At 49.5% G+C, this 22903-nt stretch carries 27 protein-coding genes; 15 read left to right on the top strand and 12 right to left on the bottom strand.

The window, feature by feature from the left end:
• Positions 1-32: 32 nt before the first annotated feature.
• Positions 33-2078: an ATP-binding protein gene (locus tag VGE55_RS06585; protein WP_331130918.1), complete on the bottom strand. Its 2046-nt coding sequence runs from the start codon at positions 2076-2078 to the stop codon at positions 33-35.
• Between the two features lie 179 nt (positions 2079-2257).
• Between VGE55_RS06585 and VGE55_RS06580 the strand changes: the two genes are divergently transcribed.
• A complete protein-coding gene (locus VGE55_RS06580) occupies positions 2258-4726 on the top strand; it encodes a hypothetical protein (protein ID WP_331130917.1) in 2469 nt (822 codons plus the stop codon).
• Between the two features lie 11 nt (positions 4727-4737).
• On the opposite strand, the gene VGE55_RS06575 is transcribed toward VGE55_RS06580, so the two are convergent.
• The gene (locus VGE55_RS06575; RefSeq protein WP_331130916.1) at positions 4738-5157 is read right to left on the bottom strand and encodes a hypothetical protein; all 420 of its coding nucleotides are present in this window, start codon (positions 5155-5157) and stop codon (positions 4738-4740) included.
• Positions 5158-5354: 197 nt separating this feature from the next.
• On the opposite strand from VGE55_RS06575, the gene VGE55_RS06570 reads away from it, so the two are divergent.
• Positions 5355-6620: a GDSL-type esterase/lipase family protein gene (locus VGE55_RS06570; protein ID WP_331130915.1), complete on the top strand. Its 1266-nt coding sequence runs from the start codon at positions 5355-5357 to the stop codon at positions 6618-6620.
• A 44-nt stretch (positions 6621-6664) separates the two neighbouring features.
• Here the strand turns inward: VGE55_RS06570 and VGE55_RS06565 are convergent, their stop codons facing one another.
• The 4 genes from VGE55_RS06565 to VGE55_RS06550 all read right to left on the bottom strand — a co-directional run bounded on the left by VGE55_RS06565 (position 6665) and on the right by VGE55_RS06550 (position 9223).
• Entirely contained in the window at positions 6665-7075 is a 411-nt protein-coding gene (locus VGE55_RS06565; protein ID WP_331130914.1) for a type II toxin-antitoxin system VapC family toxin, read from the bottom strand.
• Positions 7076-7086: 11 nt separating this feature from the next.
• Entirely contained in the window at positions 7087-7314 is a 228-nt protein-coding gene (gene vapB / locus VGE55_RS06560; RefSeq protein ID WP_331130913.1) for a type II toxin-antitoxin system VapB family antitoxin, read from the bottom strand.
• 561 nt (positions 7315-7875) lie between these two features.
• Positions 7876-8742, bottom strand: a complete 867-nt coding sequence (locus VGE55_RS06555) for a MobA/MobL family protein (protein ID WP_331130912.1) — start codon at positions 8740-8742, stop codon at positions 7876-7878.
• 52 nt (positions 8743-8794) lie between these two features.
• A complete protein-coding gene (locus tag VGE55_RS06550) occupies positions 8795-9223 on the bottom strand; it encodes a hypothetical protein (protein WP_331130911.1) in 429 nt (142 codons plus the stop codon).
• A gap of 160 nt (positions 9224-9383) precedes the next feature.
• On the opposite strand from VGE55_RS06550, the gene VGE55_RS06545 reads away from it, so the two are divergent.
• Positions 9384-9809 (top strand): hypothetical protein, encoded by a 426-nt coding sequence (locus tag VGE55_RS06545; RefSeq protein ID WP_331130910.1) that lies wholly within the window; start codon positions 9384-9386, stop codon positions 9807-9809.
• Here VGE55_RS06545 and VGE55_RS06540 read toward each other — a convergent pair.
• The 5 genes from VGE55_RS06540 to VGE55_RS06525 all read right to left on the bottom strand — a co-directional run bounded on the left by VGE55_RS06540 (position 9781) and on the right by VGE55_RS06525 (position 13458).
• Positions 9781-10035, bottom strand: coding sequence for a hypothetical protein (locus VGE55_RS06540; protein ID WP_331130909.1), 255 nt, complete (start codon positions 10033-10035; stop codon positions 9781-9783). The genes VGE55_RS06545 and VGE55_RS06540 overlap by 29 nt on opposite strands.
• A 6-nt stretch (positions 10036-10041) precedes the next feature.
• Positions 10042-11088, bottom strand: a complete 1047-nt coding sequence (locus VGE55_RS06535) for a site-specific integrase (RefSeq protein ID WP_331130908.1) — start codon at positions 11086-11088, stop codon at positions 10042-10044.
• Positions 11088-11312 carry a DUF4224 domain-containing protein gene (locus VGE55_RS15030; protein WP_414674971.1) on the bottom strand — a complete coding sequence of 75 codons (225 nt, stop codon included), beginning with the start codon at positions 11310-11312 and terminating at the stop codon, positions 11088-11090. The genes VGE55_RS06535 and VGE55_RS15030 overlap by 1 nt, the downstream gene beginning before the upstream one ends.
• An 89-nt stretch (positions 11313-11401) precedes the next feature.
• Positions 11402-12802 (bottom strand): AAA family ATPase, encoded by a 1401-nt coding sequence (locus tag VGE55_RS06530; protein WP_331130907.1) that lies wholly within the window; start codon positions 12800-12802, stop codon positions 11402-11404.
• Positions 12803-13056: 254 nt separating this feature from the next.
• Positions 13057-13458 (bottom strand): helix-turn-helix domain-containing protein, encoded by a 402-nt coding sequence (locus VGE55_RS06525; protein WP_331130906.1) that lies wholly within the window; start codon positions 13456-13458, stop codon positions 13057-13059.
• Positions 13459-13582: 124 nt separating this feature from the next.
• Here VGE55_RS06525 and VGE55_RS06520 point away from each other — a divergent pair, with 124 nt between their 5' ends.
• From VGE55_RS06520 to VGE55_RS06500, 6 genes are all read left to right on the top strand, one after another.
• Entirely contained in the window at positions 13583-13807 is a 225-nt protein-coding gene (locus VGE55_RS06520) for a YdaS family helix-turn-helix protein (RefSeq protein ID WP_331130905.1), read from the top strand.
• 40 nt (positions 13808-13847) lie between these two features.
• A complete protein-coding gene (locus VGE55_RS06515; protein WP_331130904.1) occupies positions 13848-14180 on the top strand; it encodes a hypothetical protein in 333 nt (110 codons plus the stop codon).
• 412 nt (positions 14181-14592) lie between these two features.
• Positions 14593-15492, top strand: a complete 900-nt coding sequence (locus VGE55_RS06510) for a helix-turn-helix domain-containing protein (protein ID WP_331130903.1) — start codon at positions 14593-14595, stop codon at positions 15490-15492.
• Positions 15489-16349: an ATP-binding protein gene (locus VGE55_RS06505; RefSeq protein ID WP_331130902.1), complete on the top strand. Its 861-nt coding sequence runs from the start codon at positions 15489-15491 to the stop codon at positions 16347-16349. Before VGE55_RS06510 ends, VGE55_RS06505 begins: the two co-directional genes overlap by 4 nt.
• The gene (locus tag VGE55_RS15025; RefSeq protein ID WP_414674970.1) at positions 16346-16726 is read left to right on the top strand and encodes a RusA family crossover junction endodeoxyribonuclease; all 381 of its coding nucleotides are present in this window, start codon (positions 16346-16348) and stop codon (positions 16724-16726) included. Before VGE55_RS06505 ends, VGE55_RS15025 begins: the two co-directional genes overlap by 4 nt.
• On the top strand, positions 16647-17096 hold the full coding sequence (locus VGE55_RS06500; protein ID WP_331130901.1) for a hypothetical protein: 450 nt from the start codon (positions 16647-16649) through the stop codon (positions 17094-17096). Before VGE55_RS15025 ends, VGE55_RS06500 begins: the two co-directional genes overlap by 80 nt.
• Positions 17097-17374: 278 nt before the next feature.
• Here the strand turns inward: VGE55_RS06500 and VGE55_RS06495 are convergent, their stop codons facing one another.
• Positions 17375-18061, bottom strand: coding sequence for a M48 family metalloprotease (locus tag VGE55_RS06495; RefSeq protein WP_331130900.1), 687 nt, complete (start codon positions 18059-18061; stop codon positions 17375-17377).
• A 185-nt stretch (positions 18062-18246) separates the two neighbouring features.
• Here VGE55_RS06495 and VGE55_RS06490 point away from each other — a divergent pair, with 185 nt between their 5' ends.
• The 6 genes from VGE55_RS06490 (at position 18247) to VGE55_RS06465 (ending at position 22903) form a co-directional block, all read left to right on the top strand.
• A complete protein-coding gene (locus tag VGE55_RS06490; protein ID WP_331130899.1) occupies positions 18247-18744 on the top strand; it encodes a porin family protein in 498 nt (165 codons plus the stop codon).
• Positions 18745-18797: 53 nt separating this feature from the next.
• Entirely contained in the window at positions 18798-19940 is a 1143-nt protein-coding gene (locus tag VGE55_RS06485) for a hypothetical protein (protein WP_331130898.1), read from the top strand.
• A 67-nt stretch (positions 19941-20007) separates the two neighbouring features.
• On the top strand, positions 20008-20217 hold the full coding sequence (locus tag VGE55_RS06480; protein WP_331130897.1) for a hypothetical protein: 210 nt from the start codon (positions 20008-20010) through the stop codon (positions 20215-20217).
• Positions 20218-20416: 199 nt separating this feature from the next.
• Positions 20417-21403 (top strand): transglutaminase-like domain-containing protein, encoded by a 987-nt coding sequence (locus VGE55_RS06475; RefSeq protein WP_331130896.1) that lies wholly within the window; start codon positions 20417-20419, stop codon positions 21401-21403.
• 70 nt (positions 21404-21473) lie between these two features.
• Positions 21474-22259, top strand: a complete 786-nt coding sequence (locus tag VGE55_RS06470) for a 3',5'-cyclic-nucleotide phosphodiesterase (protein WP_331130895.1) — start codon at positions 21474-21476, stop codon at positions 22257-22259.
• A gap of 23 nt (positions 22260-22282) precedes the next feature.
• Positions 22283-22903, top strand: coding sequence for a Crp/Fnr family transcriptional regulator (locus VGE55_RS06465; RefSeq protein WP_331130894.1), 621 nt, complete (start codon positions 22283-22285; stop codon positions 22901-22903).

Raw genomic sequence — 22903 nt, 5'->3', positions numbered from 1 at the left:
GAATAGATGCACCCCGGCAGGAATAGTTCTCCTCACACCGCCGACGGCAGTGTTGCATCGCCGGGCACTGTTTTCAAAAATCGCTTCAAACACGCAATGAATTCATCCACATCCAGGGGCTTGACCAAAAACTCATCCATCCCCAGTTCCAGGCACCGCTGCCGCTCACCGGCCATGGCGTGTGCTGTCAGGGCCACAATCGGCACATGCGCGTTGTACGCACCGCATTCGCCCCGGCGAATCAGCCGGGTGGCCTCATAACCATCCAACACCGGCATTTGCCCATCGACAATCACCAGGTCCACCTCATGCGCCTTTAAGTGGTCAATCAATTGCTGACCATTGGCCACCGATGCAGCCTGAACACCGTAGCGCTTTAGAATGCCCAGAATGATTTTCTGATTGATGGGTGAGTCCTCGGCCAACACCACACGGCCTTCAAATTGATGCAGTGCTGGCTCGACAGACTGATGCTCTGGGTTCACCATCGACCCCGCAGCCCCATCACCCATCACCTGCTTCAAGGCTTCGGCCAACTTCACAAAGCTGAGTGGCTTGAGCACAGAGGCATCCACCCAGGCGTAAGCATTGGACTCACCGGCCACCTTCAGCGACAATTGATCAATCAGGATCACTTTCAAATGGCCTTGGCTTTTCAGTTGCTGCAAGCGCTCGCGGACCTTGGGTTGGTTCAGCAAACATTTGCGGCTCACGAACAGCAAGTCTGTTGTGTTGCTCTGCGCGGGCTCAGTGCTTGAGCCCAAACGCTCCAGCATGGATTGTCCATCACAGGTTCCCAAACCCAGGTGATGCAATTGCGACTCCACATACCGCTGAAGGATGTCGGTACTCATCCAGACCCCCAACTGGCCACGGGGCCGGCAGGAGGCCGGCAATACCGTCGCTGGGTCAGATTGCTCAATCAACCGGACGGGCAAACTGAACTCCACCCGTGTGCCTTTGCCCAACACACTGTCCAGCGCAATATGCCCACCCATCCATTCCAACAACTCATGCACAATGGTCAAGCCCAGACCTGTTCCGCCCCGGTGCTGCCCTGTGGGGTCCTGGCTGGCCTGTTTAAAACGCTGAAACACGCGCTGACAGTCTTGTGGCGCAATACCGATGCCGGTGTCGCCAACCTCCACGAACAGCACATGCCCATCGGCAGCATGGCTGGCCTCTCGGATGGACCAAGTCACCTGAACATGGCCAGCATCGGTGAATTTCACCGCGTTGCCCACGAGATTGAACAAAATTTGGCGCAGGCGTGTTCCATCCGCTTCAATCAATGTGCTGAAGCTGGGATTGAAGGGACAAATCAGTTCGATGTTTTTCTGCTCGGCCTCCAGCACAAAGCTCTCCGCCACCTCCTCAAAGAGCTGTTCCAGCTTGACGGGCCCCTTGCGGATCACAAAACGCCCGCTCTCAACCCGGGACAGATCCAGAATATCGTTCAACAAATTGAGCAAGGCTTTGCCACTGGCACGAATGGTTTTGATCAAATCTTTCTGAGTTGCATCCATCGGCGTGTGCAGCAACAGTTCAGAAGCCCCCACCACGCCATTCATCGGCGTGCGGATTTCATGACTCATGTTGGCCAGAAATTTCGATTGGGTGTGCTTGGCCTCAATGGCCTCATGCATCGACTTTTCCAAATGCTGCTGAATGACCTGACGCTCGGCCACCTCACGTTTTAACCGATCATTCAGGTCGATCAACTCCTGCAAATTCGGCAAGGAGAGGATCAACTTCAACTTGGGAATCAAATACAGTGCAGTGGCCACCGACACCAATGCCGTGAACGCCTTGGCGTAACCTTCAAACAAGTACAGGGGCACCCACAAAGTCGCAATGCCCATGACATGGGTGACCCCGCACGCCAAAATGAACAAGGCGAACAGGTAATACACCGTTTGCAACGAGCCCAGGTTCTGGCGTTTGCTGATCCACAGCAAACTCACCGGAATGGAAAAATACGCGAGCGCGATCAGCAGGTCGGAACCCACATGAAGGCCCAGCAAAAACGGGTTCCAATTGATGCAGAACCCATGTGGCAAATACTCATTCAATTGCATGGTTGACCCCGGAATGTCAACAAAGTGTGACAGAAGAACTTTGAAACAATTTGACAAAATAGCGCCTCTCAGGGGCACATATCGAGCAATGGGTGGCTGAATCCTGATCCGAACAACGCCCGGTATAAGCATTAAGGCCCAGTGGTTTGCGGCCAACGTCACCCATACCAGGCCACACAATGACCCATCGACCCAACCTGGCCCGCATCTTGGCCCTGTTCGCACTGCCCTTGTTGTCCAGTTGTCTGGGCAATACGGACAGTGGTTCTTCTGCCAACGGCAACCGGCTGGTTGAAGGCCAGGGTGCCAATGTGGGCAAAACACGCTACCAGTTCAACAACCAATGCCTGGCCATTCAGGCGGCAGACACCGGCCAGTATTTGACCCGCGATGGGGACAGTTGGGCTAACAACACCGCCGACCTGGACCAGGCCGCTGGCATCTATTTCAAACCCGCTGCACTCGGTGAGTACCTTCTGTACACCGAATCGGGCGAACTCCTGACATCGGCCGGCACCGGCAACCTGCTCACGGTCAGCCCCTTGTCGCAGGCCAACCCATTGGCCGTGTGGACACTGCGCATCAAAGGGGACACCACGGTGTACCCAACAGCGCCTGACCCGGCCAAAGAGGCCGATCCAGTCCTGCTGGCGGCTTACCGGGGGTTCATCGACCCCGACATTCGAGGCGATCAATTCGAATTGGTGTCAGCCCAGGGTCAAGCCTTGCCCCAGGCTTACCGACTGCGGGAATTGCCTGCCGCACGCTGCGCCGAATTTCCCGAAGCGCAAAGCAATGTTGATGGAGACACCTTCAAGGGCCCCGAGCTACTGGGTTATGCAGACACGCATTTGCACGCCACATCCACCACATTTCTGGGCGGTGCAAAGCCTGGTGGGCCCTTTCACAAATTCGGTGTAACACACGCCTTGGCCAGTTGCGCAGCAGAACACGGACCGACCGGCCACGGCGATGTGGTGGGAAGCCTGTTCACCGGCGATGTGGATGGCCACAACACGGCCGGCTGGCCCACCTTTCCTGATTGGCCCAGCCGCACCGCCACCACACACGAAGCCACTTATTGGAAATGGATGGAACGGGCCTGGAAAGCGGGATTGCGTTTGATCGTTAACTTTGCCGTGGACAACCAAACCCTGTGTGAAGTGCAACGCAACGCAGCGGGCAAGCCCACCCAAAACTGCAACGAAATGCTGAGCGCAAAACGCCAACTCAACACGGCCTGGGCGCTTCAGGATTACATTGATGCCCAATATGGCGGCCGCGGTGCCGGCTGGTGGCGCATCGTTACCACCCCCGCCCAGGCGCGTGACGTGATTGCGCAGGGCAAGGCTGCTGTGCTGTTGGGCGTTGAAGTCTCGAACCTGCTGGATTGCAGCGTGACATTCAACCCATTGAACCAGCAAGAAGGATTCGAGGAAACCAGTGAACCTCGAACCGGCCAGTTGTACGGCTGCACCATGACCGAAACCGGCGCACCGCACGAAATTTTGACGCAGTTGAAAGAATTGAAAGCCATCGGCGTGAGCAACCTGTTCACGGTGCATGAGTTTGACAACGCCTTTGGCGGTAGCGACATTTTTGAAGGTTTGGTGCTGAACCTGGGCAATCGCGAAAACTCCGGCGGCCTGAACAACGTACAGAAGTCATTGGCACTTCAAACCGGTGCACCCAACCAACTGGCAGCCCTTCAACAATTCGAGCCCATTGGTTTGGCCACGGGTGAATTCTGGACCACCCACACCTGCCCAAGCCTGACCGACGTAGCCGTGGGAGGGTCCATCTTTCCGGCGCTGGGTGCCACCATGACCAACCTGGGCCCACCACCCCCTGCCTGCGCATTCACAGGCAGGGGTGGACGGCCCGGCGGCAAAACAGCCTGTTACCCCAGCGAGCCGCAATGCAATGCGCGAACATTGACACCGATTGGTTTGTACACGTTCGGCAAGGTCATGGAACTGGGGTTCAACTTTGAAATCGACCATTTGGGCTATGAACTGAAAAACCAGTTGCTGGACTTGACCCTGGCCCAACAGCCCCATTACCCCACCATTTCAGGCCATGGTTTTTCCGGACTGTCCGTGGTGCAAGCCAAGCGCATTTTCCAAGGCGGAGGGTTGGTGTACCCCACCTACAATGACACGCCCGACTTCATTTCCCTGTGGCAAAAAATTCGCTCCGCGTGGAAAGCCAGTGGAAGCAATATCCCGTTCGCGATGGGATTTGGCAGCGACACCAATGGGCTTTCACCGCAGGCGGCACCCCGCAAAACAATCCAGCAAGGCCACGAAGTACGCTACCCCTTTGAACTGTTCAAAGGCAAAGGGTTTGATGCCCTCAAAGAGTTCAATCAGCGAGAAGCGCTGCGGTTCGATCAACCCGCGGCAAAAGCACCCGATGGCACCGGGCGAACCTGGAACGAAGACACCGACGGCAACGCCCACTACGGCATGGCCGCCGACAGCATTGAGGAACTTCGACAGGATGCACCACCCGCATTGCTCCAGGACCTGTATGGGTCAGCCCTGGCCTATGTGGCGTTTTGGGAACGGACGCAGGCCGCCTCGCAGGCAGTGCGCAACAACGGCCTGAAAATGCCCGCCCAATTGCTGCGCCCTGCGCCTAAGTAGGTGCCAAAGGGTCAGTATGGGTACCGATGGTGGTGATGATGGTAACCGCCACCACCATAAAAACCGAAGGACACCACCGGTGGTGCCCGGTAATACACGGGTGGCGGGCTGTAATACACCGGTGCCGGGCTGTACACCACCACAGGCGGCTGCTGAACGGCATACCCTGGGCATGCGCCCACTGCACCGCCGGGGTATACACACTGGGGAACGGGCACTGGCTGTGCCTGAACGACAGCAGGTGCGGGTTGCACAACAACCGGTGCTGGGGGCGGCACACTGGGGCCTGGTGAGCTGGCAATGGCCGCACCCAGTAAACCGCCAAGCACCAAGCCACCCATGGCCGCACCGGCCCGGTCTGCATGGCTGGGGGTAGACACCAACAGAGTGGATGCTGCCAGCACTGTGGCAAACAATTTGACTGCCTTCATTGGACGACTCCTGCTGAAAGGCTGCGCCTTGTGCGTGCCTTATTCACCCAACATAACGCAATCGGCGTCTTCAGGGTATACAGACCGGGACAAGATCCTTGCTGGGTCAGGCGCCGAGCATCCATAAAGACTCCGGCCGAGTATCAACAGCAAACACAAGGGACTGTGCCATGCTGACCATCCGAAGATTAGTTGCAATGCCAATCGCCCTAACCCTATTCCTGTCGGCCTGCATGGGCGGCGGCGAATCCGGTTCAAGCACTGGTCGCATCAACAGCACGCAGGTCAATCAATCGGCGTGCAGTAATGCCGAGGGCCAGGCCGATGCCCGCTGGGTGTCGGCATGGGGCGTCACGCGGTCTTCAGGCACTGCACCCACAGACACCACCGTTCGCAACATCGCCCGGGTAACCACACAAGGCAATTACATTCGCATCCGCTTCATCAACTTAAGCGACCAGCCCATTGAAATCGGTGCCGCAACCGTGGGCCTGCGGGACGGTGCTGTCGGCGCCAATCTCAAACCGAACTCCAATCGGGTGCTCAGCTTCAATTGTGGCCAGCAGGGCGTCACCATTCCACCCAACACACCGTCGTTTTACAGCGATGCAATTGCATTTCCGGTCAACAATCAGGACGACCTGGCCATCAGCCTGTATGTGAAAGGCACCACCAACCCGGGAGAGTTTGGCGCCACCTGGACTGAATCTTACAAATTGCCCAACGGCTCTGGTGATCAAACCCGAAGCAACGCTGGCGCAGGATACGGTCTGATTGATGACAGCCGATTTTCATCCGTGCCGGGCACTCCACTGACCTGCAACGGCTGCCTGGTGTACGCCATTCGCGATGTTGAAGTGCTAAGCAGTGATGCCCAAGGGGCCATGGTGTTTTTGGGCAGCTCCAGCTTTCACGGCTACAACACCACGCAAAACGGATACAAACGCATCAGCGACCTGCTATCGGTCAAGATGTTGAGCGAGCTGGGCGCCGGGCAGCGCATGACCATTGTCAACCGGGGCATTGGTGGTGACACACTGGAAAATGCCAGTGCAACGCGACTGGAGCGGGATGTGTTTGACACTGTGGGCGTGCGCGCCGTGGTGGTGTGGGTCACCAACGACCTGGCCGACCGCACAGCCGATGAAATCATCGACAATTATCGAGAGGTCATCGCCAAAGCCCACAGCAAAGGTATTCAGGTGTTTTGCCCAACCTGGTTACCGGGCGCGCAGTCCATGCAGGCCAACCTCAACGGTGAGCGGAAAAAACTCAACGACTGGATTTTGAACAGCGGCGAATGCGATGGCACCGCCGATTACAACAAAACGGTGGAGGCACCCGGCGGGCTGACCTACCTGCCCCAGTACAACAGTGGCGACTTCATCCATTCCAACGATACAGGCCATGCCCTGTGGGCGCAAGTCACCCCCTTGAAAACCTGGGTGGAGAAAAGTCGTTGAGCGATGCCACGGCGAAGCAACCATCGGCCATCACCTTGATTCTCTTACTGATTACCCTGCACCCAATCTTGCACGTTCAGGCCTGGCACTCGCGAAAACTCGCTTAGATTATTGGTCACAAGAATGCAATGTTGCGATAGCGCGTGGCCGGCAATCGCGGTGTCGTTGGGCCCAATCGGTGTGCCCAGCGCCTCAAGGGTCTTCTTCAGGGTGGCAGCCTGCTCCACAGCGTCACGATCCCATGGCAGGACCTCATCCATGCGCTCAATAAATTCACGCACGATGTGAACCATCCTTGGCGAAGCTTTTTTGCTGTTGGCACCATAAAGCAATTCAGCATACGTGATAGCCGAAATCACCAAACGACTGCGCGCCTGAACCGCCTCCTGCAGACGGTGCAGGACACTTTGCGGTTTTTCTCGAATGATGAACGAGCAAATATTGGTGTCCAACATGTAGACCTGTTTCACAGCAACACACGCCCCAGTTCAACAATGTCTTCACGCTCTACCAAAAAGTCCGTATCGGCCATGTCCACCGCCGCAAAACTCTCCCAGCTTTTGCGCGCGGGGCGCAACACCAACGCATCGCCCTCGCGGGTGATTTCGAGTTCGGAAACACCCTGGAATTCAAACTCTTTGGGAAGGCGAATGGCTTGGTTTCGACCGTTCTTAAATAGTGCGACAGTTCTCATATTTGTACCCCCAAACCGAAACAAGTGCCCAAACTGGACCTGAACAACATTCACAAGCCCGATGTACAAAATCGTCTCATTCAATTTGGCATATGTCAAGCATATGTCACATTGGTATCTGGAGAAATTCGTGGCCCAAGGTTTGGACGAAGGAAATGGAGGGTGCGTGTAAAAACAACGGTGTTTTTTGCAGGATCGCGGTGATTCACACGAGGGCTAGCAGATCGCCGCTTTTATCTCGATCGGAAGCGCCACCAACTGAAAAAATAAAAGGGCTTGCATTGCTGCAAGCCCTTCTTTCAAAACTTGGCTCCCCGACCTGGACTCGAACCAGGGACCTGCGGATTAACAGTCCGAAGACATATTGAGCGATTTCATAGACTTAAGGTAAAAAAATTCCCGCAAATGGCTTTTTAAGGCCATCTGAAGACCCGCGTCGGGCTTAGATCGAGAAAACTTTGCGGGAAAGATTTTCTAGCCGAGATATCGGCAAAAAGATCGGCAACTATTCGACTGAGACCAAGCAAATTGGCAGCTTAAAGGCCAAAAAATATCGGTAATTCACATCGACATACCGGTGTTTGGTTTTCGCTTTGATTTTGGCGGTGGCTGATTAGCGATTTCAGCCTCTATGGCTTCAAGCTCGGCATTGAATGTTTTTATTTCCTTGTTCAACTTATGCCAAGGCACCTCAAAGCCGTGTTTGGCGGCCCAATGGCCTTTTTGACCAAGCGGCTTCGTAGGTAGATTCTTTGATCCACGGCGCCGGGCTGATTTTGCGTGCATATTTAAGGCTATTCCCAGTTCACGCGCCTTTGCGTTGATAATCTCGGCCACAGTTTCCCGAATCCTCTCCACTTCCTTTCGGCCGGTTTTCCGATCGTCTAAAACCCGTGTCTTTTTTCCAAAACCGCTCGGCGTCATTTCCCTGGTCGAAAACATCACGTGCGCATGCCAATTTTCGTTCTGATAGAACCCAGGTCGACTCGGAATCGGTACCGCGTGCTGGTCAGTTAGCTCCTCAAGCTGCTTCTCGCTGAAAATCTTCGGGCTGTGTATATCGCTTTGAACGACAACCGCATATTGAGAGACCAAAAAATTGGCGATTTGATCGACGACCGACACTTGCGCCTCATGGCTAAAAGTAGCTGGTAAGGAGACCATTAGCTCACGCGCTAATCGACTATTTTTGCGCTTGTCTATCTTCTGTGCGGCATTCCAAGTAGGTTCCGGAAAAGTTGCCCATCCAGGTGACCCCTTCGGAGGGAAAAAAGCGCTGTAAGCAACATCCTTTCGATACGAATAATCAAAAACCTTGTTTTTCTCAAGATCGAGTAATTTTTGGCCTCCCCTGTACGCCGATCTTTGAACCGCTGAGGCCCCAGAACTTCGAGAAATTACATTCAGCTGGCACTTGAAATTTTTCATGTCGAAAACTTTTTATATGGTTTGCGTATCTGAAAGGAGTGAAAAACGAAATTCACCCACGCGCCCGGAAAAGCACAAAAATATTGTCGCGCTCTTCATCGGTCCGATATTTTTGAGCCGTCTCAAAAAATGCGTCGAACAAATCCGGTCCACCACGAAGATTTTTGATTCGAACAGATCGACCTGGCATGAAATCTTTTCCGGTAACGATTCGGTGCTCAAACAGAACAGCGCGATCACATGCTGAGCAAACTCCATCCTGAGACCACATTTCGTTTTTCACCCCTCCAGATTCTTTTTCAAGGCGCTTCACCAGGTGTACTTTTTCACCACACAAGCACTTAGCTTCTAGGCGGCTTAGACTAGTGCATGAAAGGGCCAATGTGAGCTCCTCTGGATAAGAGGCGTACGGCAGGTCCATCACTTCTAATGGTGCGCGATCTTTTGATTCGTTAGTCAGTGCTGAAAAAATTGGTTGCATGATCATCTCCAAGTGTTTAAACCATTTTAGTTTAATTTAATTGATATTTCAAGCAATTTCAATTTAATTTCGCACGGTGCTTACGACAATTTAAAACACTTCGCTTTAACACAACGCTGATCTACAATTGTTTTCATGTATATATCTTTACGGGGCGATCATGAAAACAGCTGAACAGCGACTAGCCGAGTTGGACCAGAAACGGGCACTATTGCTACACAAGCTGAAGAACGAGGATTCCAGAAAGGCCGCTAAGGTTGGCCAATTCGTTCGTGAAAGGCTGCCCCACATAGAACAAAGCCCGGAATTTTTGGCCTGGCTGAAGACCGACATTGATCGTGCTCTTTTTGGAGTGCCTGGTGACAAAAGAAAAAGCAAATCTGGCGGTGGCCAGGCTATGAAAAAAGAGCAATCAACACTAAAGGCTGATATTTCAAATACAGAGGCCAAAAGCCACCAGGTCGTGGAGGCTCCGGTTTTTGATTACAGGGCGAAATTCGCTGCAGTTGGCCGAAGGGATGAGCCGATTACTCCTACCGGTGGTGCTGGTGATGCCATCAGGAGGAAGATGTCTGGCTTTGTATAAGGTCAACATCATTCTTGTGAACGTGCACAGGATGGAAGATTTTCACCAGGCGGCTAGACTCACTCAGCAGTGCTTTAGCTGCTTCAGCTGATACACCGGCTTCTTCCGCCTCCTTTATAAAAACATCGTTCGCTGCAAGGCGGCCGAAAAAATCATCCACCTGGCAACTCGATCCAGCCACCACCGCCACACCCTTTGTTTTTTCGATCACTTTCATAGATTTCATATGGTCTCACTTGGTTGGTTTCACCGAGTCGCCTTTGCGCTGGCGGGTGTAATGCTCAGTCATTACTAAATTGGCATGCCCCAGCTGCTTCTGTGCCTGGCGAATATCACCGGTTGCTTCAGTGGTGTCAGTAGCTGCCTTAGCACGTAGATCACGGAACTGAAACTGCTTCATATCAACCCCGGCGGCTGCACGGGCCTTTGTGAAACGGTTGCGCAATGAGTTCTCGGTTAGCTTCGAGCCTGATTCCGTGATCAACAAATAGTGATGGATAACACTTTTCTTGCGGCGGTATGCCTGGATTTCAGAGATTAGGCTATGCAGCTCCCCAGTGATCTCAATCCTCAGTTTTTTACCCGTCTTGGATTGTTCGAAGTGCAGGTACCCGTCTCGAATGTCACCAGTAGTTGCGGAAAGCACATCACCAGGTCGTTGACCTGAAAGGTATGCCAGCTTCATAGCAAACCGAGTTGGCTGGTCGGCTTCTTTCAGCACAGCTTCAAACGCTTCATCTTCAACATACACAGTAGAACGGCCTTTTTCGCTAAAACCCTTGACGCCAGAGACAGGATTTTCAGCATCTGTCATACCGATCGAGCGGGCGAAGTTGAACATGTGGCTGAACAGGGCCTTCTCGCGATTCGCCCTGACATGAGCCTTACCATCCTTGGTTCGCCTGTCCAGGTACTGCCTGATATGGATAGGCCTGATCTCATCTAGTGGCGCCGGTGGGTTTCCGAAGAAGCCTTTTAACTTCTCCATTTCCTTCAAGTTATCCTGTCTGGTACGAGGCGCCTTATTCGGCAGCACATCCTTGATGTACCTTGTACAAAGATCCAAAAAGGTCGGTTTTTCCTCGGCTACTACATAGCCACCGCCATGGGCCCGCTCAAGCTCGGCCCATTTTTCAACCGCGGCAAGAAAATTTGTGCCAAGGCTGATCTCTTTACGTGGACGACCACCAAGATCATATGAATAGTAATCGCGGCCACCCTTGGTGCGCTTCCTCATCCTGGGAGGCAAGTTTTGGTGAACGTAAGAGACGCGGCCCATTACATAACCCCTGGCTGCCAAGATTGCTTCTGAATCGGCGCGGCGGTGGCCATGCGACCGGCCTCAAAATAAGCCCTGGATACAATTGGTCGTCCACGCGTGTTCAGGATGAAAGGGATGCCACATGATTTCAGGAAAGAAACCTGTAGTTCATGCTTTGTTCGACCGGAGCGACCGGCACCTATACCAGTAAGATCAACCATCTCATCTTCGCTTAGAAACATAAATGCACCCGATTTAATTCGCACTCAACCAAAATACCGGCTTTTCTATCACTGTTGATAAAAACAGTAGTCTGAAACCCCTGTTTTTTTCACACTCGGAACTCAGCTGGTATTTGAAGCCGCTTTGCGTCAATCAATTGAACCTTATCAAAACCATTTCGCAAGGCACGGGCGGCCAACTTTCGGAGATCAGCCTGTACCTGTCGAAGGCTTCTAGATGATCGGTTGATCTCTACCAAGGCATCCATGGAAAAGTCCACCGGGAGCTTTCCGACCATTAGCTCAATGATGCGCAGCTGCTGCTCAGACGAAGGACGCTTGATTTCAATCACCTGGCACCGATCCAAAATTGCTTTATCGATACCTGAAACTGAATTGCAAGAAAGTATTTTGATCCATCCAGACAGGTCCATATCGAACCCAAAAAAATGATCTCGAAAACGGGCCGACTGCTCCAAATCCAAAAGTTCCAGTAGGGTTGGAAGGATCGGATAGTTGCGGCTGTGGTCTTCAGCAGCGGCGCCGATCTCATCAATAAAAATTAGCCCAGATCTGCAATTCGATTTTGCTATCTCGAAAATCACATTCGACGGTTTTGCTTTTGACCAGCTCGAATTGTTACCCGTAAGCGGCCATGGAGTATCGGCGGTTGCTAGCGACATGGATACGAATGGTACTTTTAATCGGGAAGCAAGATCGTTTGCGAAATAGGTTTTTCCAACCCCAGGTGGGCCCACCATTAAGATTGGGCGGGGGCTTGGCTTGATTTGGCGGCTTGAAAGCAAAAGCTCATCAATTAAAAAATTGGTTACCTGATGCATCACTGGATGAGATTCAGAAAGCTCAATTTCTAGGTTTGACCAGGCGTCAACACTTGCATCGTCATAGATCGACCAATCCGCCTTAGGGGCTGACGCGCAAAGTCGTTTCAGCTTCAAAACGAAGGCTTTTTCCTCATCGGTGCACGTAGTTACCGCTCTCTCAGTAAGTGCAAAAAGCAAGTGATTGGGAGGGGAATTTTCATCTTCATATTCATCGATATGAGCATGTCCGGCGACTACAGCGGGGTGTTTTTTAGGATCGTAATTTTCGTTTTTTGAATCGAACACTTCTTGTAATCGTTCGCTTAAATTTTGATCGCGAACCGGCACCTCTTTATATTCAAGAGAATTCTCAGAATCGTCTTTATCCGATCCGGTAGCGTGCAGTTGGCGAATTTTTCGATCCATCTGACTGGCTCGAAATTTTCGATAAATTCGAAAGTAATAGTCGCGCTCAACAAAGCGCTCCCATTCGATAGCAAGTTCAGGTTTGTCAAAAAAAACCGCGCGCTCGATATCTTGTGATGGGATCAAGATGTTTTCATCTGACGCCAAGAACCATGCGCGGCCCATTTGGACAGTTACGCCAAAAATATCGCACTTGTACTTTTTGCTGACATGCTCGAAATTAGGATCAACCTCTTCTCTGTAGGAATAGAATTTGTTCATGGTGCACCTCACCACACGACACGATAACTTTTTAGACCTCCTTCATGGGTGTTTAAAGTGAATCGACACTAGATCAGGCATTGCTTGTCGAGCTTTTGACATAAGGTGTGCCACGATATCTTCGGCTCGACAGATGGATTCAAAGTCCTCACGGCTCATCAAGATATTTTTGTAGATCATCAAAGTACCTGTTAACTCTGATGCTTCACCCCGTCCGTACGTAAAATCTCTGAACATCTAAACCCCTCTTTTTTTCAATCCCCTCCTCTCAATGTCTTAACGATCTGGAGGATTGCTTTTTGCTGGTCGACTGAAGCCCCTCTTAGGGTCTCAATCACCTGATCTATCAATGGATCAGAATCTTGCTTTGCTAAGTAACCTTTCTCTAATTTTTCAAGCCGCCTCTCAATTTTTTGCAGACGTAGCTCTGTCTCATCGGGCTTTATGAACTGTGTTCCGTTCAATAGCTCATTTGCAGACATATCCATTGCTTTAGCAATGATTTCAAGGTTTTCATCGCGAGGCACACTTTTTCCAGATACCCACGCGGCCACGACTTGAGGGCTGAAACCTAGATCTGAAGCCATCTTTGACCGATTACCACCGTACTTAGCGTTGAGTAATTGGTTGATCGCGCCCAAAAAGTTTTCGCTCATTTAAAGTAATCCTAACACAATTTAATTTAAAATGCAACCAAGCAACGCACGATTTACACTAAAATACTTGCAATTTAAATTTGTTTAGTTTAAAGTGTTGAGACCGTGACGAAACGAGGTTTAGATGGAAAAGCAAGACCAGAAAAAATCTACGATTGCATCTGATGTAATCAAACAGCTTGGTGGTACCACCGCCGTGGGTCGAATGTTCGGCCTCAGCCCGCAAAACGTTAACGGTTGGCGCGAACGCGGTTTTCCAGACAAGTACGTTCGAAAAATCTCTGAGCTGACTGGGATCGATATAAATACTCTTCGACGCCCACTTAGAGAAAAAGATAAATCGATTTAAAAATACACTGATTTAATTTAAAAAACAACAGGGGTTGTAAATGACTGATTACTTAAGCGAAATTTTTGGACCGAAGCACAATTCATACACAGGTGCTTTCGCGGCGGTTGACGCGCCATCCTTTCTTTTCAGAGAGCACGCTCGGCTGACGATGATGCGCGAGGATTTTGATCTCTCTGAGCCAAAAGACCTAGCGGCCCACGCGGCTGATGCGGTTCGTGATCCTGAATCGGCAATCATGCGGCTTAGGTCGGCTACGCAGCGTGGGTTCTATCTCTGCAAGTCTTTGTGGCAACAGCTAGATGTGGCGTCTCGAATCGGAATGTTTTTTGACGAGACCCAGACCATGAGCGACTTTGGATCGCTGAACTGATACCTACAAGAGAAGTGTTCATTCATCAGTCGACTTTCAAAAATTCAGCTTACTGAGGTCCAACAAGAATGGTTGTTGACTGAGGTTGTGATTTTTCACGCGGAGATGTCTCTGTCGAACGAACTTTTTGATCGAATTATTGACATCGAGGCTGTTGAAGTCTACGGCGGAACCAAGCATTAAAAAAAGGGGGGTTCAAAGGCACAAAAACGTGCACAAAGAGAAAAATTGAATATTCTGAGAAGTTGCCCTGCATGGGCATAAATGAAAACGGCACCTGATCTGCGAAATCGGGCGCCGCCTTTAAAACTGAACTTCGAGTGAGGAAGTCCATGAATCCAATAGTACACGTAAATTTAAATAAACACAATGCTTTTTTGATCATCAAATCAGCAGCTTGCGGGGTGTCCAAATGAGCCTCTCAGTCAAACACGCCGTAAAGACGTCAACCATAACCAATCCGGTTCAGATGGCTGTTTTGAAGGAGCTTGCCGACGTTGCAGACGACGAGGGCTATTGCTGGCCCAGCATCGTGTACATCCAAGCCGGAACCAAATTTTCCGCGCCAACGATCAAGCGTGCGATTGCTGAGCTTTGTAAGTCAGGTCACCTCATTCGTACCAGGCGGTTTAACCAAACAAACATCTACCGTATCACCCCGGTACGAAGCGATTTGGCAAGCGAGTTTTTTACTCATACGACTCCAAGAGCGAGAAAAGCAGCTTTATTCCAAATAATGTTTCAGAAGAAGGTTCGAGAGTCCGATTTTGGCTCTCAGGGTCCAGAAGAAGAGATGGGATCAGAGAGATCCCATCAAGAAGTAGGTATGGATCAGAGTGATCTCATCAATGGGATCACAGCGATCCATACAATGGGATCAGAGAGATCTCTTACACATCAATATACACATCACTTAGATAAGTCATTTAATAATAATAAGGACGGTGCTGAAATTTCGGACCTAAAGTCTGAAAAAGCCAAACCATCGAAGAAGGCCGAAAAGGTCATATCCTTGATCGATAGACCTGATGATGTAGACACGCAAGTATGGGATGACTTCCTAAAGGTTAGGTCATCAAAGACATCCGCTCCGCTTACCATCACCGCCATCAATTCCATAAAAAAGGAAGCAGTGAAGGCTGGTATCACTCTTCAGGCCGCATTGGAAACCGCAATAGAAGGCGGATGGCGGTCTTTCAAGGCTGAATGGATAGATAACCATCAACAGAAGCCCAAGAAGCAAGCCAGCGCCCGTTTAGGCACCTCCTTGCCCTCTTCTGCATTCAAAGCCTCGGAGGACGGAATGCTATGAAACGCGAAACAGATTTCACAAACACGCTTTTCAAATCTGAGAAAAAGCTGACAGAGCTTGGTACACGACTCAAGAAGTGCGACGTGCATGGAGAGTATCAGTCGATCGGCAGAAATTATTTTGGCATACATGAGAGTTGGTCGAAGTGCCCTACCTGCGAGTCGATCCGAGAGCAAAAGGAGATCGAAGATCAGATCTCTAGAGAGAGAGAAGCCCAGATGCGTGAGATAAAACGCAGGTTGGGTCTCGTAGGAGTGCCGGTTCGATTTGAGGATTGCTCTTTTGAAAATTATCGCTGTGATAACGACGATCAAAGAAGGGCGCTGAGCACCTGCAGAGAGTACTCAGAAAATTTCGACTATTACAAAACTAATGGCGATGGTCTCGCTCTCCTAGGCAATATTGGAAATGGAAAAACACACCTTGCCATCGCAATTTTGAAGGAGGTTCAAAAGAGGCACACGGTCATCTACGTCACCGTCGGCGACCTGATAAAAGCCGTCCGAGCCACTTGGCAGCGCGATTCAGAAAAGACCGAAAAAGAAGTGCTCGACTATTTCAAAAAAGTTGTCCTTCTAATCATTGATGAAGTTGGTGTGCAGAGCGGATCCGATAACGAACAGCAAATTCTTTTTGACATTTTGAACGCTAGGTATAACGAGAGAAAATCGACCATATTTCTGTCGAACTGCCCGCCGAGGACCTATATGGATGGTGGTGTTCAGGTTCTTGGCGTCAAAGAATACCTCGGTGACCGGACCTTCGACCGCCTAACTCAAATCAGCCAGGTGATCACATTCAACTGGGAATCTCACCGCAAGATCGCTCGTCGCGAGTGGATGGAGGGCTCAAGATGAAACCAATCCTACTACCCTACCCAGTGTCGGCGAATCGCTACTGGCGCCACTTCAGGGGCCGAACAATCAGATCTTCAGAGGCTTTGGCGTTCATCAGGGATGTGAAGCTAATCGCCGCTTCTGAAGGGGTGAAAAAACTCGACGGACCCGTGGAGCTCACCCTAATCTTTCACCCAAGGGTAACCAGGCGTGGACAAGCAAGCAAAATCCGTCTGGATCTCAGCAACTGCATCAAGGTTGTTGAAGACGCACTCCAAGGTGTGGCATTCGAAGATGACAACCAGGTAATCAGCATCAATGCGTGTATTTCAAACCCACTGCATGGCGGTGGTTTATCAGTGGACTGGAGGGAGTGCCATGATCAGATTTATAGATGAAAGGCTCAAGGAGTGGGCACAGGTGCAATACATCAACCGCGACAGGGCTCAAGGTTGGTCGGGCCAAAGCCCAATCTGTCGCCTTGGTTCCGTTAGCTCAAAGGTCTGGGACGGTGATATAGCAGTTCTATGGCGGCCCACCGAATCGGATGTATCGGATATCCAGGTGGCGGTGGATGCCCTGGGTGATGCTGATCGCATCGTGATTGCGGCCTACTACATAAAGTGTGGTTGCAACAAATCAGCAGCTGCAAGGGCTGCCAATATGGCGCGCCAAACTTTTGCTGATCGCCTAGCGGTGGTGCATAAGAAAATTGAAAGGTTGTTGGCCATGCATAACCACATCCATTCGATTGGTATGAAGTTTTAGAAAGAAATAAGAATGGTGGGCTTGAGCAACACTGAAATAGGGATGAACTGTCTCATAAGGGCACTCGTCGCCACTGGAAAAAATGGCTTGCAGCAAAACACTGGACACCTGTAATCGCTTCAACCCGCTCGGTATTGCCATCTGAACTCATAGTCGTAAACATAGTTGTATTCCTAATCCCTGGCTTAAGGAATAACTCTGGTACTTTTATTCGAGGGGCAAGCTCACAATCTCAGCAACACTGAAATTCTTACAGTCAATGCACCGAAGGCCTGTTTTTAACGTGAGTTCATCATCGTCTCGATCAAACTGATTCTACTTTCGACCGATGGATGCGAGACTGTAGATTGGTCCTTAGGCACTCGCGATGCCCCTATCGCACCGCGATAGTCAACAGGCAATTGGTATGTCCTCAGAAAATTTACCGCCCAAAGATCTGCCTCGTATTCTTGTCTCCAACGCAGTCGCGTCAAGCTGTCGTTGGCTACGCCAACTTGCTCTGCATTTTTCTTAATGCAGTTACCTACCTGTTGAATATCTTTGTCTGATGCGATTTTTTCGACATCACAGTACTCTGCAAGCCAACGTATTGTTGTCGAGCTGTGCCTCAAAATAATGTGCGCCAATTCATGTGCGAACAAAAAATAGAGCGCATCGGTCTTGTAGCGCTCCATTCCCTCTCCTGGAATCAAAATCTCACCAGTCTCAAGCGCTGTTGGCATCAATTCTGAATCGACTATACGAATACGAACTTGCTGTTCAGAGAGCGATATCAGTTTATCCCCCAGCTTTTTAGCTTGTATTGCAGCCTCATTTCCCTTCACTGAGCTCGAGCTCTCCGATAGGAAATTCGCACTGCGAACTACAATGGCCTGAACAATTTTTTCCTTGATCCCTTCTTCATTAATTCCTCTAGACCAAGCTGCGTGTGTTGTCATTCCGTTGAGTACGGAAATGAACGCCATATACAGAGTGCTTCTAATGAGCGTCATCAATTGGCCCTTTGGGTATATCGATTTTGATGGTTGAAATTCAGCCCTTCAAATTATGAGCGCAACTCGTCTTTCGCTGTCGAAAAGTCGACAAACAACTTTCCCACAGCATTGCATGATGTCTGTGCGTTTCATTCATCAATCAAGGAGACTTCTTCATGAAAACGACATTGATCAAAACCCTGTTCGCTCTTTCCACAGCTGCATGCTGTATTTCTGGCAACGCGGCTGGAGAGCCTTACATCGGCGTTAAAACTGACCGAGTAATTGTCAACGTGGATGGTATCTCCTTGAACTACGGCGGCGTTCGCGCTGTGGGCGGTGTTCAGATCAATCCAAATTTGGGCATTGAAGGCTTTGTTGGCACTGGGGTAACAGACGCCAAAATCAACGGCCTCAGTTCAAAGCTGGGAACCTACTACGGTGCTGACCTGGTTGGTCGTTTACCCGTAACTGAAAAGTTGTCTGTTCTTGGACGAGTGGGATATGGCTCGGTGGAGATTGATGGCGAAAAAGATAACGATGTGCGATACGGCGTTGGTGTGAACTACGCCCTAAGCAAAACAGTGGATCTTTCATTGGGGCTGGAGCGCTGGTATTCAAAGAATGGTCTGGATATCAACAACATCCATGTGGGCGCTGCCTATAAGTTCTAAATCACTACGGCACTGACTGGCGCCATCTAAATATTTGACTAAAGGAGAAATTCATGAAAATCGTTACGCATGCAATGATTGCTGCGATGGTGTCGACCATCGTTGGTTGTGGTGGTGATGGCGCCAGTAGCAGCAGTGGCTCAGCAGGTAACCGGCTAGAGCCCGCCGATAAGACTGGCATCACGTTTTCTTACAACCCGATGCCAATTACGTTAGCAGACGGTGAAAAAATTCAACTTGATACAACCAATGCATTGGAATTCGCGCGCCTTGCTTTGGTGAAAGCCACCGCATTTGCAATAAATGCCCAGGTCAATGTGGGAAATTTGCAATCGGCTGAGTCGCTTTTCGCCCAGGATCAAAGCCAGTTTTCGGACACCTGCCCTCAGGGTGGCATGGTTCAAGTGTCCAAGTTTGATCAGAATGGCAATTTTCAGATTGATGCGGGGGATTCGTTCACCGTTTCTTTTACCAATTGCCAAAATGCAAATGGATCACTGCAAACCGACTATGACAGCTATTCAGGTTCCGTCGATAGTGGTGCATTAACCACTAACAGTTTCGTGACGGCTCGCAGTTTTAAAGCAACACAACCCAGCACTAGAAGCACTGCGGAGGCCTCAGGAACAGAGGGACGTCGAATTGTTTTGGGGGCTGGTCGTTACCAATACATCGCAAATGCACCAAAAAACCATATTTCGGAAACAGAGGCAGGGAAAGGGTCTTCCGACTATATGATGACAATGTCTCTAGATGTGCAAGGAAATCAACAGGGGGCTAACAATCCAACAGTTCGAATGAACTTACTTGAGAAAGGTGATTCTTCTACTCGAATCGATATTCCAAAAGACAAAGCCTACACCGCCCAAGCCGATGGGTTAGCAGTAGCCTTGACTGATAACGCAGTGGCCGACGGTAATTTGGTTATTGAAAGTGGTGGGCGCTTGTTGATCCAAGCGTTGGGCAACAGCAGCGGTCGATATCTTGTTCGAGTAGGCTTGGACGGCAATGCCGATGGCACTGTCGAGCGAACCTGTGACTTTGACTATGGTGAATTGATGAATGGAACCGCTAGCTTTCAAAACCCAAACTGTTCAATGAGCACTCCTCCAACAAGCAGCGAACCTGTTCTAGGCAATTTACCTTTGCTTGGCTCCCTGGTCAGCAATGTATTAGGAACGCTTTTGCCACGCTAAGTGACTTGAAAGCAAACTCAGCCAAGATTAAACCAGCTTCATCATAAATTTCTCAAGTGATAGGCACATGACAGCTAAACTTTTATTTATGTTGACTATTCTTGGTTTGAATTTTCATGCATTTGCAGAAGAATCACCAGCGGTGATGACCACGAGAAGTTTTGTCAACCCGTCTGATCTCGATTGCCTGAACAACTCTGTAAAAACACATATCGACCAAGTAGCAGATTGGCAGCAAGCATTAATGAATGGCTTGAACGAATGTATTACTGCTTAAAGGAGCCCAGTCTATAAATTTGAGCAGATTAAAGCTCAAATTTTTAAACATCTGGGTCGCAAGGTAGGGCTCACTGATCAACTGGCACTTGTTCGATTCCGCTATGCACTTATTTATCTGCTTTTAAACGATTGTTATAACGATAAAATTATCGCTAAATGTGTTCCGTCTGCCCATCACTCTTCTTATTTTGCTGAATATGAAATTGATAATCTCACGAACCAGTCTAATAATTTTGCTCATTTGCAGCAGCTTTTTTCATAGTCAAGAAGCATCAGCTTTCTCACTACGAGATCTCTTCGAGCAATTCTCCAACAAAGACTCTTCTCCTGAATTGTTAGCTAAACGTATTACAAAAGGCGTTACCAGCGAACAAGATAAAGCTTTAAAAATATTCAATTGGATAACTGAAAATATTCAATACGATGTTGATGCGTACATAAAGGGCATATCGAAAAATCAGACGCTAGAAGAATTATTGAAAACGAAGAAGGGGGTATGCGACGACTACGCACACCTTTTTAACGCAATGGCTAACGCTGTTGGTCTAAAAAGTAGGATTGTCAACGGATTTGTAAACAGATCCACTGAGTCACAAAGGATTCGGGATCATGCCTGGAATATTGTCAATATTCAGGGTAGAAGCTTGATAATAGACACAACATGGGGAGCAGGTTTTTATGATTCCATAACGAAAAAATATTCTGCCAAAAAAAATATTAGCTATTTTTTAGCGGAGCCAGTCGATCTGCGTTTGACACACCGCGAGGCAGATGAAAAAGGTAATCCAATCGACGATCCAAACTTCCCTTTCGAGCAATTCAAAGCAATCAGTTCAAATATCAAAACTTTGGCTAGTTTGGGTTTTTCTTCAGGTGATCTAATTCCGTTGGTCGGTACACCTTTGGAAGCTAAACTACCAACAGCTCATAGCCCGGATGATCTAAAGATCCGAATAATTCGGGCACCGTTGAAACTCGCTGGTCTGAAGGCTGACACCGTCCGATTCGAGATCAATCATTCTCCAAGCACAAAAATATTTTTGCGCGACGGGGGTATTGATGTTCCTTTTTATACGGACAGCAAAGGTCTTTCCACGTTGGACTATAAAACCTTGGATGGTTCTGAAATCGTTTTGGTATACCAGGTTGAATCTGGCCAATACTTTTCCTTACTCGAGTATTGATCGACTCTTCAGAGCACGTAATGGGAAATTTTTCCGAGCGTAATTTAAATATCCTTCAGGCGATTATTGAATGACTCAGTTGATTGTAGCGGGCTGCAGCAGTGGAATTGGTCACTCTCGACACGCCAGTACAGCCATGGTCATCAATGATCTTGTCGCTCTAGAGGCGGGTAGTGGTTTAATGAATCTGGACCTCGAGACGCTTTTAAAGATTCGTTCTGTCGTGATCAGTCATGCGCATTTCGATCATGTTTGTGGATTGCCGTTTTTAGTCGAACTGATCAAACAGCAGTCGAACGGCACGCTGACTGTCTACGGTCCGTCCGATGCGATTGAAGCATTACAGCAGAACGTATTCAATAATCGTATTTGGCCAGACTTCACGATGCTACCCAGTGCACACCAAGCATCGTTAAAGCTTGTTGCCCTTCAACCCGATCAAATTCATACGATTGAGGGTTTGTCCTTTCTCCCGGTTAGAGTAAACCATACCGTTCCTGCGTTTGGCTATTTCATTCAAGGCGAATCTGGCTGGCTTGCCTATTCCGGCGATACAGGACCTTGTCCAGAGTTTGTTCATCGATTGATTACTTGGCCTCGTCTGCATCACGCGCTGGTTGAATGCTCGTTTCCCAGATCTCTGGCCAGTCTCGCCACAGAGACTGGGCATTTGTATACAGAAGATCTAATTGATCTAAGGGTACGTCTTCCGATGAATACCTCACTCTGGGTTCTATCCATGAAGGCGTGGTTTTTGTCTGATATTCAGCATGAGTTGATTGGCTCAAACGAAAGCGATAACGATTCACTCAGCGGTTTGAATCTGCTAGAACAATGGCAAATTTTGGATTTTTAGCATACGAGTTGAGAGAAAGCGATATGGAATTACGCCATTTTTTTGAGAAGTTTGGAGTATCGAAAACTTATCCGAAGGGCACCGTTCTTTTTAAGGAGGGTGCATCAGCGTCATACGCTTTGTTGATTGTGGATGGCATCATTCAGATCAGTAAAACCGTGGATGACAAGCAATTCGTCGTTGCCTTGCGTAGCGAGGGCGACATCATTGGAGAAATGATTTTTGATGGGCAACCTCGCTCTGCGACAGCGACTGCTTTAAATGAAGTGCATGGCATTTATTTGGCATCGGAGACGTTTCGTCGAATCGTCCATGAAGAACCAGAAGTCACGATGATGCTATTTACCACTCTGCTTAGAAGGCTTCGGGAAGCAACCGATCAGGCCAGTGACATGGCTCTGATTGGTGTCTATGAAAGGGTAAGAAAATTCCTGATGAGTCGACTTGCTTCGACACCATTTTCTCAGGGTGACGGCTTAACGGGTCTTACTGACATTGATGCCAACTTTCAAGCAATTGGTAACCATGTCGGAGCCTCTAGAGACATGATCAGTAAGATTTTTAAGGAATTAATTCGGGGTGACTATGTAAAACTGGATAGCGGAAAGATTCAGATCAATCGGAAACTACCGCTCAAGATGTAA

Origin of the sequence: Limnobacter sp., from assembly GCF_036405155.1 — a bacterium.
Classification (GTDB): Bacteria; Pseudomonadota; Gammaproteobacteria; order Burkholderiales; family Burkholderiaceae_B; genus Limnobacter.
The sequence above is the reverse complement of the archived record's forward strand: the minus strand, read 5'-3'. Positions and strand labels throughout refer to the sequence as shown.

Coding starts and splice junctions, on each gene's coding strand:
- VGE55_RS06585 (WP_331130918.1), bottom strand. CDS start 2,078: ATGCAATTGAATGAGTATTTGCCACATGGGTTCTGCATCAATTGGAAC.
- VGE55_RS06580 (WP_331130917.1), top strand. CDS start 2,258: ATGACCCATCGACCCAACCTGGCCCGCATCTTGGCCCTGTTCGCACTG.
- VGE55_RS06575 (WP_331130916.1), bottom strand. CDS start 5,157: ATGAAGGCAGTCAAATTGTTTGCCACAGTGCTGGCAGCATCCACTCTG.
- VGE55_RS06570 (WP_331130915.1), top strand. CDS start 5,355: ATGCCAATCGCCCTAACCCTATTCCTGTCGGCCTGCATGGGCGGCGGC.
- VGE55_RS06565 (WP_331130914.1), bottom strand. CDS start 7,075: ATGTTGGACACCAATATTTGCTCGTTCATCATTCGAGAAAAACCGCAA.
- vapB (WP_331130913.1), bottom strand. CDS start 7,314: ATGAGAACTGTCGCACTATTTAAGAACGGTCGAAACCAAGCCATTCGC.
- VGE55_RS06555 (WP_331130912.1), bottom strand. CDS start 8,742: ATGAAAAATTTCAAGTGCCAGCTGAATGTAATTTCTCGAAGTTCTGGG.
- VGE55_RS06550 (WP_331130911.1), bottom strand. CDS start 9,223: ATGCAACCAATTTTTTCAGCACTGACTAACGAATCAAAAGATCGCGCA.
- VGE55_RS06545 (WP_331130910.1), top strand. CDS start 9,384: ATGAAAACAGCTGAACAGCGACTAGCCGAGTTGGACCAGAAACGGGCA.
- VGE55_RS06540 (WP_331130909.1), bottom strand. CDS start 10,035: ATGAAATCTATGAAAGTGATCGAAAAAACAAAGGGTGTGGCGGTGGTG.
- VGE55_RS06535 (WP_331130908.1), bottom strand. CDS start 11,088: ATGGGCCGCGTCTCTTACGTTCACCAAAACTTGCCTCCCAGGATGAGG.
- VGE55_RS15030 (WP_414674971.1), bottom strand. CDS start 11,312: ATGTTTCTAAGCGAAGATGAGATGGTTGATCTTACTGGTATAGGTGCC.
- VGE55_RS06530 (WP_331130907.1), bottom strand. CDS start 12,802: ATGAACAAATTCTATTCCTACAGAGAAGAGGTTGATCCTAATTTCGAG.
- VGE55_RS06525 (WP_331130906.1), bottom strand. CDS start 13,458: ATGAGCGAAAACTTTTTGGGCGCGATCAACCAATTACTCAACGCTAAG.
- VGE55_RS06520 (WP_331130905.1), top strand. CDS start 13,583: ATGGAAAAGCAAGACCAGAAAAAATCTACGATTGCATCTGATGTAATC.
- VGE55_RS06515 (WP_331130904.1), top strand. CDS start 13,848: ATGACTGATTACTTAAGCGAAATTTTTGGACCGAAGCACAATTCATAC.
- VGE55_RS06510 (WP_331130903.1), top strand. CDS start 14,593: ATGAGCCTCTCAGTCAAACACGCCGTAAAGACGTCAACCATAACCAAT.
- VGE55_RS06505 (WP_331130902.1), top strand. CDS start 15,489: ATGAAACGCGAAACAGATTTCACAAACACGCTTTTCAAATCTGAGAAA.
- VGE55_RS15025 (WP_414674970.1), top strand. CDS start 16,346: ATGAAACCAATCCTACTACCCTACCCAGTGTCGGCGAATCGCTACTGG.
- VGE55_RS06500 (WP_331130901.1), top strand. CDS start 16,647: ATGCGTGTATTTCAAACCCACTGCATGGCGGTGGTTTATCAGTGGACT.
- VGE55_RS06495 (WP_331130900.1), bottom strand. CDS start 18,061: ATGGCGTTCATTTCCGTACTCAACGGAATGACAACACACGCAGCTTGG.
- VGE55_RS06490 (WP_331130899.1), top strand. CDS start 18,247: ATGAAAACGACATTGATCAAAACCCTGTTCGCTCTTTCCACAGCTGCA.
- VGE55_RS06485 (WP_331130898.1), top strand. CDS start 18,798: ATGAAAATCGTTACGCATGCAATGATTGCTGCGATGGTGTCGACCATC.
- VGE55_RS06480 (WP_331130897.1), top strand. CDS start 20,008: ATGACAGCTAAACTTTTATTTATGTTGACTATTCTTGGTTTGAATTTT.
- VGE55_RS06475 (WP_331130896.1), top strand. CDS start 20,417: ATGAAATTGATAATCTCACGAACCAGTCTAATAATTTTGCTCATTTGC.
- VGE55_RS06470 (WP_331130895.1), top strand. CDS start 21,474: ATGACTCAGTTGATTGTAGCGGGCTGCAGCAGTGGAATTGGTCACTCT.
- VGE55_RS06465 (WP_331130894.1), top strand. CDS start 22,283: ATGGAATTACGCCATTTTTTTGAGAAGTTTGGAGTATCGAAAACTTAT.